Origin of the sequence: Bacteroides salyersiae WAL 10018 = DSM 18765 = JCM 12988 (genome assembly GCF_000381365.1) — a bacterium.
Taxonomy (GTDB): domain Bacteria; phylum Bacteroidota; class Bacteroidia; order Bacteroidales; family Bacteroidaceae; genus Bacteroides; species Bacteroides salyersiae.
This window is the reverse complement of the sequence record NZ_KB905467.1, coordinates 1,085,316-1,100,514: the sequence shown is the minus strand read 5'-3', so window position 1 is coordinate 1,100,514 and position 15,199 is coordinate 1,085,316. Positions and strand designations below refer to the sequence as shown.

Genomic DNA, 15,199 nt, shown 5'->3' with positions numbered 1-15,199 from the left:
ATTGGCTGCGCAGTGCAATGATAGCGCAGCTAATTGGCACATTGGCATATTGGCACATTGAATCATTATTAATCATTTATTAAACCATAATCCGGAATATCCTCCAAAAAGGTATAGCTCTGCTTTTCATAATCCATTTTGCAACAATAATGCTGCATTCCATTACTTACAATAAGATAATCTACTTTCAACACCATATTATAACGTGTAATCTGATCAAATACAGCCTGCGTAATCTCAATATGAGGTGCCTTATATTCCACAATCATCCGCGCCGTAAGATTACGCCTATATAGTACAGTATCACATCTCTTTTTCGTCCCATTCAAATTAAGAAGTACCTCATTGGCCATTAAGGATACGGGATATCCCTTGTGTGCAATAAGAAAGTGAACAAAATGCTGACGTACCCATTCTTCGGGCGTTAAGGCAACATATCGTTTACGAATTACGTCGAAAATAACATTTTTTCCATTTCGTGACGTAATTTTAGTATCATATACTGGCAAGTTTAACGATAACATTTTGTATTTTTGTAAGTTAAATAATGGCTCCCTGCAGAGAGAGCACAAATTTAATGAATCTTATGAAAACAAAAGAAGAAATCGTAGCTAATTGGCTACCCCGTTATACAAAACGTAACCTGGAAGATTTTGGAGAGTATATCCTGTTGACCAACTTCAACAAATACGTAGAAATATTTGCAGAGAAATTCAATGTACCCATTTTGGGGCGCGACGCCAATATGATCTCTGCCAGCGCAGAAGGTATCACAATTATCAATTTTGGCATGGGAAGCCCCAATGCCGCCATCATCATGGACCTTTTGAGCGCTATCCATCCCAAGGCCTGCCTGTTTTTAGGAAAATGCGGAGGCATTGATAAGAAAAATAAAATAGGAGACCTCATTTTACCTATTGCCGCTATCCGTGGCGAAGGAACATCCAATGACTATTTCCCACCGGAAGTACCTGCACTGCCGGCATTTATGCTACAACGTGCCGTGTCCTCTTCCATACGTGACTATGCCCGCGATTATTGGACCGGCACAGTCTACACTACCAACCGTCGGATCTGGGAGCACGATGAAGACTTCAAAGAATATCTGAAAAAGACCCGGGCCATGGCCGTAGATATGGAAACAGCTACTTTATTCAGTTGCGGTTTTGCCAATCATATTCCTACAGGAGCCCTGCTGCTGGTATCCGACCAACCGATGATACCGGAAGGTGTAAAAACCGACAAAAGCGATAACATCGTTACCCAAAACTACGTTGAAGAGCATGTCAAAATCGGTATCGCTTCTCTGCGTATGATCATTGATGAGAAAAAAACAGTAAAACATTTGAAATTCGACTGGTAAAGCCCTTTTCACTAATATGGCAAAACAAGAACTGAGTTGCGATGATATCCTCAAAGAACTGAGAGCTAAGCAATATCGTCCCATCTACTACCTGATGGGAGAAGAATCATATTATATCGACCTCATAGCCGATTATATCACAGAAAATGTACTGACAGAGACTGAAAAGGAGTTTAACCTGACCGTAGTATATGGAGCCGATGTAGATGTGGCAACTGTTATAAATGCCGCAAAACGTTATCCTATGATGTCTGAATATCAAGTAGTGGTAGTAAAAGAAGCACAGGCAATCCGCAACATAGAAGAACTTTCATACTATCTACAAAAGCCTTTAAACTCTACTATTCTTGTCGTGTGTCACAAGCACGGCACACTGGATAAACGAAAAAAGTTAGCAGCCGAAGTAGAAAAAGCGGGCATTCTTTTCGAGTCTAAGAAAATTAAAGATTCACAATTGCTTGCTTTTATCAACTCTTATATGAAACGTAAGGGCATTGATATGGAGCCCAAAGCTACAGCTATGCTGGCCGATTTTGTCGGAACCGATTTAAGTCGGTTAACCGGAGAATTAGAGAAACTCATTATCACCCTGCCTAACGGACAAAAACGGGTCACTCCCGAACAAATAGAAAAAAACATAGGCATCAGCAAAGATTATAATAACTTCGAACTGCGTAGCGCATTGGTTGAAAAAGACGTTCTCAAAGCAAATAAAATAATAAAATACTTTGAAGAAAATCCTAAAACCAATCCTATACAGATGACACTTTCATTACTCTTCAATTTCTATTCAAACCTGATGCTGGCTTATTACTCTCCCGAAAAAACAGAACAGGGAGTAGCCTCTTGGTTAGGATTAAAATCACCTTGGGCTGCCCGTGATTACCTGACTGCCATGCGCCGATATAATGGTGTGAAGACCATGCAAATCATTGGAGAAATACGATATGCCGATGCAAAATCGAAGGGAATAAACAACGCTTCCATGAACGACGGAGACATCCTCCGAGAGTTGGTGTTTAAAATTTTACATTGATAAAACTACGCATATACGCCCTTTAATCAATTATCCGAAAGACTTCTGCAGGCCGTTTACAACAAACTATACACTCTAATCTCCCAGCTTCTTTCCTTCAGAGTTGGGAGATACAAATACAATCAGACATCTATATATATTTATCATAATATCTTACAGTTTCCTGCATTATCTCCGTACCACATATCCCCCTATCACGATATATATACACATTCGCCCAATGAACCGAAATCAGTATTAATACGGCACTCAATTACATGTTTAGTATAAAATAAACTTAGAAAGAAGTTTAATAAAGTAAGAAATAAACCAAGTATGTTCTATTCGTTCCCTTATGAGGGAACGAATAGTTCTTTATAGAGGGACAAATAAAAAGGGGCATAAAGAAAAACTAAAAAGATAAAAGTAAAGCTCCTCACCCAAATACATGATCAAAAACAGTCTATTCTGCAAAAATCCATAGTTTTCCCAAAATTAACTGGATTTTTAGATCAGTAATTATAGCATTTTGCTACAATATCTCACCATTTGCACCCTTTTTTCTATTTGCACTCTTTATACGATACGGGAAAAGTAGACTAATAGACTATTAATCAGATATTTAACAGAGAAATACCCTCTGTAGAATCAAAAAAATACCACTCCATGGGATTATTATGTACAAATATTGCGAAGATTTTTAATTTGAAATTATTAAAGAATAATCGTAAATAAAAAATGAAATATATCAAACGATTAAATACAGTAAATTAAAAGCTTTAAAAAGATATCTATTCACAAATGTAATATATATAGATTCACATTTTCAATATTTACATGTGTAACATTTACATATATAATACAAAATAAGCATTCAATAATGTAAATTGTTCGATATTACAAAAACAAACAATCATTCAACATCGTAATAGGAGAGTGGTTAACATTTCACATAATACACTATAATATACGATATTCCAATGGAATAAACAATCTTCTTTAATTATAACTCCAAATAAAGATAAAATAATCTACAAACATTTGTAAAGACTTGCATATAATACATATTATACGAATACAATATGTTTATTATCAACTATATACATCATGTATATAAATATATACTTTAACAAGAAAATAGCACTCTACATTAAAGATTCCAATTATAGATTCCAATTGTAAACATTGATATGCCGATTGTAATACACAAATATTCTCTTTTGAAATTTGCTATTGTAATTTCATTTGTTTACCTTTGTAATCACAAGAAATTTGTTATACATTTGTGAATATACTCATAGAATATATAGTTGTAAATATTTAGAAAGAGATGGACATCAAAGACAGAATCAAAATGATCATGGAACATGAGCAAATGACAGCCGCAGCATTTGCAGAAAGCATCGGTGTAGCTCAGGCCACAATCTCCCATACTTTAGGTGATCGGAACAAATATCCGAGTACTGACTTTATTATGCGACTGCATGAGAAATATAATCATATTAGCCTCGACTGGTTACTGACGGGAAAAGGAAATATGACCGACGAAGAGCAAAATATCGATTCACCAGAGTTGGATTATCCTCTATTTGCCTCTGAGAATCCAAAAAATCCGGCCATCAACACGAATGCTTTGGAAAATCGTAAGGAAATGGCATTAGAAAAGCCCTCAAACGCCACTAAAGAGATTGTAAAACAAGAGATTATCTACAAAGAAAGACCTCCACGAAAAATCACAGAAATAAGAATTTTCTTTGATGATAATACTTATGAAACATTCCGACCGGAAAAATAGGAAGTAAAAACGTCTGTTTGCACAATTTCCCGTATCTTTGCAGTCGGAATATGAATTTAGCTTCAATACATGAAAAAATTTATTTTAGACCTGACAGTAACTGAGAATCTCAAATTGCATGCCAACTATGCACTGCTGAAATTGGCTTCTCAGTCACCACTTCCCGAAATGCTACCGGGACAATTTGCAGAAATACGGGTAGATGGTTCACCAACTACCTTTCTTCGCCGCCCCATTTCTATTAATTATGTAGACAGACAACGAAATGAAGTATGGTTTCTAATACAACTTGTAGGCGACGGCACACGCCGTTTGGCAGAAGTTGCCAATGGAGAAATAATCAATGTCGTACTTCCATTGGGAAATGGCTTTACAATGCCTGAAAACCCATCTGATAAGCTCCTATTGGTAGGCGGAGGCGTAGGAACAGCCCCCATGCTTTATTTAGGGGAGCAACTGGCTAAAAGCGGAAACAAGCCCACCTTCCTCTTGGGAGCACGAACTGATAAAGATCTGCTTCAGTTGGATGAGTTTGCAGCTTACGGAGAAGTATATACGACTACCGAAGACGGAAGTCACGGAGAAAAAGGATATGTCACCCAACATTCCATATTAGATAAAGTGAAATTTGAGCAGATTTACACTTGTGGTCCTAAACCTATGATGATGGCCGTAGCAAAATATGCCAAAAGTAATAATATCAATTGTGAAGTCTCATTAGAAAACAGGATGGCTTGTGGAGTCGGTGCCTGTCTGTGTTGTGTTGAAAATACCGATGAAGGACATTTATGTGTTTGTAAAGAAGGTCCCGTATTTAATATAAATAAACTATTATGGCAGATTTAAATGTAAAAATAGGCGAATTACAAATGAAGAATCCGGTAATGACTGCTTCCGGAACATTCGGATACGGTGAAGAGTTTACCGATTTTATCGATATTGCGCGAATAGGCAGTATTATTGTAAAGGGGACTACTCTTCACAAACGTGAAGGTAATCCATACCCACGTATGGCAGAAACTCCTTCTGGCATGTTAAATGCTGTGGGACTGCAAAATAAGGGAGTAAATTACTTCGTCGAACACATTTATCCGCGTATTAAAGACATTCAAACCAATATGATTGTGAATGTTTCCGGATCAGCCATTGAAGACTACGTAAAAACAGCAGAAATTATTAATGAACTTGACAAAATTCCTGCTATAGAATTGAACATCTCATGCCCCAATGTAAAGCAGGGAGGTATGGCTTTTGGAGTTACTGCCAAAGGAGCTGCCGAAGTAGTGAAAGCCGTACGTTCTGCTTACAAAAAGACACTTATCGTAAAATTGTCTCCGAACGTAACAGACATCACTGAAATAGCCCGCGCGGCAGAAGGAAGCGGTGCAGATAGCGTATCGCTAATTAATACATTGCTCGGTATGGCTATCGATGCAGAACGCAAACGTCCGATACTTTCTACAATAACAGGGGGCATGTCCGGCGCAGCAGTGAAACCGATAGCGTTACGCATGGTATGGCAAGTATCCAAAGCAGTAAATATTCCTGTCATCGGATTAGGAGGTATCATGAATTGGAAAGATGCGATAGAATTCATGCTTGCAGGTGCGTCAGCCATACAAATCGGCACAGCCAATTTCATAGATCCAGCTATTACAGTGAAAGTTGCCGATGGTATAAATAATTACTTAGACAGACACGGATATAAATCAGTTAATGAAATAATCGGTGCACTTGAGGTATAATCGTAAACATACAATAACCATTCGCAGCATTTAATGTAGAAAACTGTCATTATGCCTTTAAAATAAGAGGGAATGGAAATCCGAAAACAAACATAGAAAACAATCTATTTTTTGACATCCTCAAGTATACGAACCATGCAAGGTTCAAGTAGACCTAAAAAACGAAAGCATTGCTTTTTTCCCGAGCAACGCTTTCGTTTTTTCATACATCTGTCATTCGTCTAATAAATCTGGTCGTAATCTCCGGGTACGTTCTAATGATTGCTGCAACTCCCACTCTTTAATTTTAGCTTCATGACCGGACAGAAGGATATCGGGTACTTTCCATCCATTATATTCTGCCGGACGGGTATATACCGGAGCTGCCAATAAATTGTCCTGAAAAGAATCGGAAAGTGCAGACTGTTCGTCTGAAATGACTCCGGGAATAATCCTCACGATAGCATCCGCCATTACCGCCGCTGCCAATTCCCCACCAGTCAGCACATAATCTCCGATACTGACTTCTTTCGTTATATAATGTTCGCGAATGCGATAATCAATCCCTTTAAAATGTCCGCAAAGAATGATGAGATTTCCGGCAAGCGAAAGCGTATTTGCCATTTTCTGGTCAAACTGTTCACCATCGGGAGTAGTAAATATCACCTCATCGTAGTCACGTTCTGCTTTCAAGGCATTGATACAACGCTCAATCGGCTCGATCTTCATCACCATACCGGCAAAACCGCCAAAAGGATAATCATCTACACGCCGATATTTATCTTCGGTATAATCACGAAGATTATGAATATAAATTTCAGCAAGGCCCTTGTTTTGAGCGCGTTTCATAATCGAACAATTGAAAAAGCCTTCAATCATCTCGGGAAGAACGGTTATTATATCAATACGCATAGTCTTTTAATTTTCCGCAAAATTACAAATATTCAAAGATAAACCCGTATTTTTGCCTGAAACAATCCAAGAAATATGACTGTAAAAGAAAAAATAGAAGAACTTCGTGCCGAACTTCACCGGCATAATTATAATTATTACGTATTGAATACTCCGGAGATTTCAGACAAAGAATTCGACGACATGATGCGCGAATTACAGGATCTGGAACAAGCCTATCCGGAATATAAAGACGATAACTCTCCTACAATGCGTGTAGGTAGCGACCTTAATAAGAATTTTACGCAAGTACCACATAAATACCCAATGTTGTCTTTGGGAAATACATACTCGGAAAACGAAGTGACCGATTTTTATGAAAGAGTAAAAAAGGCTTTGAATGAAGATTTTGAGATATGCTGTGAGATGAAATACGATGGAACCTCCATTTCACTCACATATGAAGACGGCAAGCTGGTGCGTGCAGTAACCCGTGGTGACGGAGAAAAAGGAGACGACGTGACCGATAATGTAAAAACAATCCGTACTATTCCGCTTGTGCTTCATGGCAGCAATTATCCGCAATCGTTCGAAATTCGAGGCGAAATTCTCATGTCATGGGATGTATTCGAAGAGTTGAACCGGGAAAAAGAAGCACGCGAAGAACCGTTATTTGCCAATCCGAGAAATGCCGCTTCAGGTACACTGAAATTACAGAATTCTTCTATCGTAGCTTCCCGCAAGCTGGATGCTTATCTCTATTACCTGCTCGGAGAGAATTTACCATACGACGGACATTATGAGAATTTACAGGAAGCAGCAAAATGGGGATTCAAAATATCGAATGCCATGCGTAAATGTCGCACGTTAGAGGAAATATTTGATTATATAAAATATTGGGATGTAGAACGGAAAAACCTGCCGGTTGCCACGGATGGTATCGTACTCAAGGTAAACAGTCTGAAACAGCAAAAAAATTTAGGCTTTACTGCCAAATCCCCCCGATGGGCCATTGCATACAAATTTCAGGCAGAACGTGCTCTTACACGGCTGAATCTTGTAACTTACCAAGTAGGAAGAACAGGAGCTGTTACTCCGGTAGCCAACCTAGATCCGGTACAGCTTTCGGGCACGATCGTAAAACGTGCATCACTACACAACGCAGATATCATTGAAGGACTCGACCTTCACATCGGCGACATGGTATATGTGGAAAAGGGCGGAGAAATCATTCCTAAAATCACAGGAGTAGACACTTCCGCACGTTCCTTCATGATCGGAGAAAAAGTGAAATTCATTACAAATTGCCCCGAATGCGGTAGTAAACTGGTACGATACGAAGGTGAAGCCGCCCATTATTGCCCCAATGAAACAGCTTGCCCTCCGCAGATAAAAGGTAAAATTGAACATTTTATCAGCCGGCGCGCTATGAATATCGACGGGCTCGGGCCGGAGACCGTAGACATGTTCTATCGGTTAGGACTGATAAAAAACACCGCCGACTTGTACAGACTTACGGCCGATGATATAAAAGGTCTCGACCGAATGGGAGAAAAATCGGCTGAGAACATCATTAATGGCATCAATCAAAGCAAGGAGGTTCCTTTTGAACGTGTCATCTTTGCATTAGGTATCCGTTTTGTGGGCGAGACTGTGGCAAAAAAAATAGCCAAAGCATTTAAAAACGTAGAAGAACTGGAAAACGCAGACTTGGAAACCCTAATAAGCATTGATGAAATCGGTGAAAAGATTGCGCAAAGTATTCTAAATTATTTCTCGAACGCATCAAATCGGGAACTTGTAAGGCGACTGAGAGAAACCGGCTTACAACTGTATCGTACGGAAGAAGATTTAAGCGGATACACCGATAAGTTAGCAGGGCAATCCATCGTTATCAGCGGAGTCTTTACCCACCATTCGCGGGATGAATACAAAGACCTCATAGAAAAACATGGCGGTAAGAATGTAGGCAGTATTTCTGCCAAGACAAGTTTCATTCTGGCAGGTGAAAATATGGGACCGGCCAAACTGGAAAAGGCGAACAAATTAGGAGTTAAGATTATGAACGAAGAGGAATTTCTAAAGCTCATATCGTAGCATTTTTCTGCAAGAATCTTATTTTATATATTATTTTTGCCGGGAAAATAGAAAATATTAGTACTTTTGCGTCCAAAATATTTAGAGATTATTATTAATACTCATGATACAAACGAAATTGAAAGGAATGGGGGTAGCACTGATTACTCCTTTCAAAGAAGATGAGAGCGTTGATTACGATGCATTAATGCGAATGGTAGACTACCTGCTGCAGAATAATGCAGATTTTCTGTGTGTGCTGGGTACTACGGCCGAAACTCCTACACTGACAGAAGATGAAAAAAAGAAAATCCAGAAGATGGTTATCGATCGTGTCAACGGAAGAATACCCATTCTGCTGGGAGTGGGCGGAAACAACACCCGTGCCATCGTCAAAACGCTGAAAAACGATGATTTCACCGGAGTCGATGCGATCTTATCAGTAGTTCCTTATTACAATAAACCATCACAAGAAGGTATTTATCAACATTACAAGGCTATTGCCGAAGCCACCGAATTACCCATCGTATTGTATAATGTTCCGGGACGTACAGGGGTCAATATGACAGCAGAGACAACCTTGCGTATCGCCCGTGATTTCAAAAATGTAATCGCCATCAAAGAAGCATCCGGAAACATTTCGCAAATGGACGACATCATCAAAAACAAACCCGCTAATTTTGACGTTATTTCGGGCGATGATGGTATTACCTTCCCATTGATCACTTTGGGTGCCGTTGGTGTCATATCGGTCATAGGAAACGCATTTCCACGCGAATTTAGTCGCATGACCCGTTTGGCTCTTCAAGGAGATTTTGCAAATGCCCTCACTATTCATCATAAATTTACCGAATTATTCAACCTGTTGTTTGTGGATGGCAATCCGGCAGGAGTAAAATCAATGCTGAATGCAATGGGAATGATTGAAAACAAATTGCGGTTACCACTTGTCCCCACAAGAATCACGACTTTTGAAGCAATTCGTAAAGTGCTGAATGAATTAAATATCAAATGCTAAGCTTAAAAAAACTGCCGCATCAATAGCCTTGATTGATTCGGCAGTTTTTTCATGATTCTTCTACTTTTCCATTCAAACAAACTTGCTTTTCTATCAACTTCCGCATCTCTCCGGCATCATCGATATAGTTTTCACGAACGATATAAAATCCTTTTTTACCATCAGACTTAACATAGTCTATCCTAAATCCTTTTCTTACAGTGGATACATTAGTGACAGCACTCCATGGAATCGTATTCGAATGCCATCCAATTCCCCCTTGTTTTATTGTCAGCGAAGTATCAGAAAGCCTGTATTGTATCTGATTCCAATAATAAAGCGGAAGCATCCACACCAATGTCAAAACGGCTCCATAATTCCCATCCTTATAAACAAGAAAAACTCCTATTCCTAAAAGAAGAGCATACAGCAGCCAAAGTACATACCTGATTCTTACAGAGGTTTTGAAAACTATTTCCATTAATACAGATTACGGTTTTTACTATGCGCCATTACATTAGTTACAAAAAGAAATGATCCCAAATAAAGTTCAAAAATAACACAAAAGGCGAGAAAAACAAAAATCCCCCACAATAAATTGCAGAGGACTTTGTGATCGCGACAGGATTCAAACCTGTAACCGGCTGATCCGTAGTCAGCTACTCTATTCAGTTGAGCTACGCGACCTTCTTTTTTGTTTAACGGGTGCAAAGATACGTACTTTTTTGAAAGTAGCAAGCGTTTAACCCTCTTTTTTTCTTGAAAATTATTCAAAGAAGCGATAATTGAAGAGCTGCCAACCAAGCGTCAATCCCACATTCCACTCTCTTTTCGGTGAACTATAATGATTTACATAAGCAGAAATCGCCCCGAACGGCAACTGACAAACAACCGATACTTCTCCCAAATATTCAAAACGTGAAAAAGCCTTTCCGTAATATGCCTTATTAATAGAATTTCTTTCAATTGGAAAAATAGGCATAAAGCCATAAAATTCCCCACGTACATGAAACATTTGATTAAAACGGTAAATGGGCCGTACACCGACTCCCACAAACTGATTGGCACGAAACGCTTCGTTGTACATCAGTTGTCCGTGTGCCGTAGGTGCAAATTCCCCAGCCTGCATCATAGTGGCCGTGTAGTTTTCCGAAAAGTTCCTCGAAGAATACAGTGCTTTCAAATACCACCCAAGTGTCCAATGCTCGGCCATTCTATGATACTTCTCTTTCATATACGACAATTGTAGCCAAGAATGCCGTTCCTCACTCGCCTTCTTATTATCTGAACTTTCTCCCGGATAAAAACACTCTTTCCCGGTAAATATCTGGGCAACCAACTCTTCATGAGCTCCTTGAGTGGAAAATTGCCGCGAATTCAACGTACTTCCATTAAAACTGATTGAACCACCAAATAGACTATAAGTGCTTTTATCGTATTTATCCTTATCAAAATCAATCACGTTTTTCTGAAAATAACGATCTTGTATTTTTGCTGCACCTACACCGAATTCCGCCCTCTTATTTGAAAGAAAAGGCAATCCCACTTTTAATTTCACAAAACGTTCATCTTTCTGATTAAACGCCGGTTTATCATTTCGAGAAAACAGTTTCTCTTTCTTAAAATAATCGAATGTACTGATAGAAGTTATTAAACGATAAGAGGTCGGAATACTGGTAGCAAAGTCTATCTTCCCCATCAACTGCACATTATTATAAATTTTACCGAGTTGCCCGTCAAAAGTGAACTCTTTTGCATTATAATTCAAGTTCTGATAGCTAAGCCCCAGATAAATCTGATTAGAACTCGTGGTAGAAACGTTGCCACCGATACGGACGGAAATATTATCCTCCAATTTAACCTTCAAATGAAGATCATACGTATCATCCTCCGGATTAAAAACCGCATGAGGAATGATCTCGGAAATCATATTTCCCGAAAGTAATCGAAAATAACCACGTTTCACATCTTCGTAAGTAAATTCCTTATCATCCGAAGCATGAAATTCTTTCTTAATATAGGCCTGTTGCTGGGTATTAGCTCCTTCAATCAGTATATTTTTAAACCGGAGTTCCGGGTAATTACTTTTGTATACGAGCCTTCTCAAACGTATATTATCCAAATTTACCCTTCGATGGATACGGCTTTTGATAGAATCCATCATACTCATCGTACGGTTGTACCCAATATCATGTAGCTCATTAATTCTCTGAAAGTCCATCAGATTGACATCATCGTACTTAAAAGTCATCACAATGCCTTCCGAATCCGGAATGGAATAATCGGTTTTCTGCATGACCATATTCTCGATCTGACTCATCAGATCGTTTTCTTTGGGTTTTGTAGGATTGGTGGCAACTACACTACCGATGATAATATCCGGATGAAAATCATCACGCATCACATCCGTCGGAAAATTATTATAAATCCCACCGTCATACGCTAACACACTATCTATCTCAATAGGCTTAAACATAAATGGAAAACTCATGGAAGCACGAACCGCATCACCCAAATCGCCTCTCTTCATTACAAGCTGTTTCTTGTTGTACACATCGGAAGCCACACAACGAAACGGAATAAACAGTTTATCAAAATCCCCTCCGCAAGCAGCTGTAGCCCGGGCGTACAGATCAATGAAGACAAGATTCATCTGCACAGGATCTACCACGCTTGACGGCAAAAACTGCGGCTTAATCTTCAATGAATCACGAAAAGAAAGGCGGATATTTAGAAATTCCGGGGTTGGCAAGTTTTTTTTGAAATAATACATATATTCCTCTTCTACCTCTCCGGAATACCAACGCTTAAAATCTTCTGACTTCAACAAAGCCTCCATATCGTCCGGTGAGTACCCCATAGCATACAACGACCCGACAATAGCTCCCATAGAAGTACCTGTTATATAATCGATAGGAATGTTATTCTCTTCAAGAGCGCGAATTATGCCAATGTGCGTCAGCCCTTTAGCTCCACCGCCACTCAGCACAAGCCCCACTTTCTGGGCCTGTACCCACATGGGCAACAACAGCAAAAAAGTAATAAGCACTAAAGCTTTTCTCATAATCTCGAATGAAACTATTATTTGTTTTATTATTTATCCTTCAAATATATGCAATAGTTTCGAATTAATCGGCATTCCCTAAAAGATTTAGAATAAAAAAGAGCATTGCCACGCTTTTCAGCGCGCAATGCTCTTCTGGATTTATTTACGAATTATAAAGGGGCGAATCAAATAAGCTCTATGCTTCTTTTCACGAAATTGTTCAAAGCTTCACCTTTCAACATGTTATTTTGCAACAAAGCCAAATCTATCAACTGACGCACTACCTTATTTTTACTTGCATATCCGGCAAAAACAGCTTCTTTTTTGATCTTCAGTTCATCCAATTTCTTATTCACATCTTTCAGCTCGTCTTTTTCAGAAGTAGGGATATCTTCTTCTTTTTTACCTTCTTGCTTCTTTTGCAACGCATCACGCTGCTTGGTAGCATCATCAATAGACAACTGTAAAGGTACAATGTCAGCAGCACAAGCTATTTCTTCTTCACTCAATACCTGTTTAATCAGTTTATGGTCTGAATTCAATACCAGATTAAACATATCAGGCATTTCGCCATAGAAACTCATACCGGCCTGTATATTAGCCATCTCTTTCATACGACGCATATACTCGCTTTGAGTGATCATCACAGGAGCGGAATTTTCGCCCAAAGCCTGCGTCATTACATTAAATTCAGTCTTATCCACTTTAGGTAGCTGGCTCTTGAACACGGCTGACAGGGCTTCCTGTTTATTAGCTTCCAATGCGTCACCCTTCTTGTCTTCTTTCACAATAAGATTGTCGACTACATCACTATCCACACGAGTAAAACGAGATTTCTCGAATTTCTGTTCAAGCATGCTCACCATAGCGACATCCAATTGACCATCCATAAGCAATACATTGTATCCCTTATTTTTAGCAGCTTCGATATAGCTAAACTGTTCGTCTTTATTGTTAGCGTACAAATAAATCAAATTTCCATCTTTATCTGTCTGATTATCTTTAATCAGCATCTGATACTCTTCATAGGTATAATGCTTACCATCCGTATCGGTGAAAAGGGCAAATTTTGACGCTTTTTCATAGAAATCCTCCTGCGTCAACATTCCATAATTGATAAATATTTTCAAATCATTCCACTTTTCCTCAAACTGAGGACGATCGTTCTTAAAGATGGATTGCAAACGATCGGAGACCTTCTTGGTGATATAAGTGGAAATCTTCTTCACATTTGAATCACTCTGCAGATAAGAACGCGAAACATTCAACGGGATATCCGGAGAATCAATTACGCCATGCAGAAGCGTTAAGAAATCAGGTACAATTCCCTCTACAGAATCAGTCACATACACCTGATTGCTATAAAGCTGAATCTTATTTCTATTCAATTCAATATTACTTTTCACTTTCGGGAAATAAAGAATACCCGTCAAATGGAATGGATAATCTACATTCAGATGAATCCAGAACAAAGGTTCGTCCGACATCGGATATAGCTCTCTATAGAATTTCGTGTAATCTTCATCCGAAAGTTCACTCGGTTTACGAGTCCACAATGGAGTGGTATCGTTAATGATATTATCTTCAGAAGTTTCCACCTGCTTACCGTCTTTCCATTCTTTCTTTTTACCGAATGCAATAGGAACCGGGAGGAATTTACAATATTTCTTCAATAATTCAGATATTCTGGATTCCTCCAAGAATTCTTTGGCGTCATCGTCGATATAAAGAATAATATCCGTACCGCGATCGGCTTTATCCACATCTTCCAAAGTGAATTCCGGACTACCGTCACAAGTCCATTTCACAGCTTGTGAACCTTCCTTATATGACTTGGTGACAATCTCTACCTTGTTGGCAACCATGAAAGCAGAATAGAAACCAAGTCCGAAATGCCCAATAATCGCATTTGCGTCGTTCTTATACTTTTCCAAGAAATCATTAGCACCGGAAAAAGCTATCTGATTGATATATTTATCAATTTCCTCAGCAGTCAAACCGATACCCCGGTCGGAGATAGTAATGGTATCTTTACCAAGAGAGACATGAATGGTAAGATCGCCCAATTCCCCTTTAAATTCGCTGATAGAAGCCAATGTATTCAGTTTCTGGGTAGCATCGACAGCGTTAGAAACCAATTCACGAAGAAAAATCTCATGATCGCTATACAAGAACTTTTTAATGATAGGGAAAATGTTCTCTGTTGTAACCCCAATATTACCTTTTTGCATAATAACGTATATTTTTTAATTTATCGGATTAATATATTGTACAATGATGTTTCATGAAACA

Annotated in this window: 12 protein-coding genes and 1 tRNA gene; 7 read left to right on the top strand and 6 right to left on the bottom strand. The window is 38.8% G+C overall.

The window, feature by feature from the left end; genetic code table 11:
- Positions 1-68: 68 nt before the first annotated feature.
- Positions 69-524 carry a type I restriction enzyme HsdR N-terminal domain-containing protein gene (locus tag HMPREF1532_RS15880; protein ID WP_005931708.1) on the bottom strand — a complete coding sequence of 152 codons (456 nt, stop codon included), beginning with the start codon at positions 522-524 and terminating at the stop codon, positions 69-71.
- Between the two features lie 62 nt (positions 525-586).
- On the opposite strand from HMPREF1532_RS15880, the gene HMPREF1532_RS15875 reads away from it, so the two are divergent.
- From HMPREF1532_RS15875 to HMPREF1532_RS15855, 5 genes are all read left to right on the top strand, one after another.
- Positions 587-1,363, top strand: a complete 777-nt coding sequence (locus HMPREF1532_RS15875; protein WP_025819158.1) for an AMP nucleosidase — start codon at positions 587-589, stop codon at positions 1,361-1,363.
- Positions 1,364-1,379: 16 nt separating this feature from the next.
- Positions 1,380-2,399, top strand: a complete 1,020-nt coding sequence (gene holA, locus HMPREF1532_RS15870; protein WP_005931704.1) for a DNA polymerase III subunit delta — start codon at positions 1,380-1,382, stop codon at positions 2,397-2,399.
- A gap of 1,309 nt (positions 2,400-3,708) precedes the next feature.
- Positions 3,709-4,173 carry a helix-turn-helix domain-containing protein gene (locus HMPREF1532_RS15865; RefSeq protein ID WP_005931700.1) on the top strand — a complete coding sequence of 155 codons (465 nt, stop codon included), beginning with the start codon at positions 3,709-3,711 and terminating at the stop codon, positions 4,171-4,173.
- 69 nt (positions 4,174-4,242) lie between these two features.
- Positions 4,243-5,019: a dihydroorotate dehydrogenase electron transfer subunit gene (locus HMPREF1532_RS15860; RefSeq protein WP_005931698.1), complete on the top strand. Its 777-nt coding sequence runs from the start codon at positions 4,243-4,245 to the stop codon at positions 5,017-5,019.
- On the top strand, positions 5,007-5,918 hold the full coding sequence (locus HMPREF1532_RS15855; protein WP_005931696.1) for a dihydroorotate dehydrogenase: 912 nt from the start codon (positions 5,007-5,009) through the stop codon (positions 5,916-5,918). The genes HMPREF1532_RS15860 and HMPREF1532_RS15855 overlap by 13 nt, the downstream gene beginning before the upstream one ends.
- Before the next feature lie 213 nt (positions 5,919-6,131).
- Here the strand turns inward: HMPREF1532_RS15855 and trmD are convergent, their stop codons facing one another.
- Positions 6,132-6,809 carry a tRNA (guanosine(37)-N1)-methyltransferase TrmD gene (trmD, locus tag HMPREF1532_RS15850; RefSeq protein WP_005931694.1) on the bottom strand — a complete coding sequence of 226 codons (678 nt, stop codon included), beginning with the start codon at positions 6,807-6,809 and terminating at the stop codon, positions 6,132-6,134.
- A gap of 75 nt (positions 6,810-6,884) precedes the next feature.
- Here trmD and ligA point away from each other — a divergent pair, with 75 nt between their 5' ends.
- The gene (gene ligA / locus HMPREF1532_RS15845) at positions 6,885-8,885 is read left to right on the top strand and encodes an NAD-dependent DNA ligase LigA (RefSeq protein ID WP_005931692.1); all 2,001 of its coding nucleotides are present in this window, start codon (positions 6,885-6,887) and stop codon (positions 8,883-8,885) included.
- A 103-nt stretch (positions 8,886-8,988) separates the two neighbouring features.
- Entirely contained in the window at positions 8,989-9,882 is an 894-nt protein-coding gene (gene dapA / locus HMPREF1532_RS15840; protein WP_005931690.1) for a 4-hydroxy-tetrahydrodipicolinate synthase, read from the top strand.
- A 49-nt stretch (positions 9,883-9,931) separates the two neighbouring features.
- Here dapA and HMPREF1532_RS15835 read toward each other — a convergent pair whose 3' ends face one another.
- The 4 genes from HMPREF1532_RS15835 to htpG all read right to left on the bottom strand — a co-directional run bounded on the left by HMPREF1532_RS15835 (position 9,932) and on the right by htpG (position 15,138).
- Positions 9,932-10,342, bottom strand: a complete 411-nt coding sequence (locus tag HMPREF1532_RS15835; protein ID WP_005931687.1) for a hypothetical protein — start codon at positions 10,340-10,342, stop codon at positions 9,932-9,934.
- Positions 10,343-10,474: 132 nt separating this feature from the next.
- A tRNA-Arg gene (locus tag HMPREF1532_RS15830) sits at positions 10,475-10,548 on the bottom strand.
- Positions 10,549-10,627: 79 nt separating this feature from the next.
- On the bottom strand, positions 10,628-12,925 hold the full coding sequence (locus HMPREF1532_RS15825) for a patatin-like phospholipase family protein (protein ID WP_005931684.1): 2,298 nt from the start codon (positions 12,923-12,925) through the stop codon (positions 10,628-10,630).
- A 167-nt stretch (positions 12,926-13,092) separates the two neighbouring features.
- A complete protein-coding gene (gene htpG, locus HMPREF1532_RS15820; protein ID WP_005931682.1) occupies positions 13,093-15,138 on the bottom strand; it encodes a molecular chaperone HtpG in 2,046 nt (681 codons plus the stop codon).
- Positions 15,139-15,199: the final 61 nt, after the last annotated feature.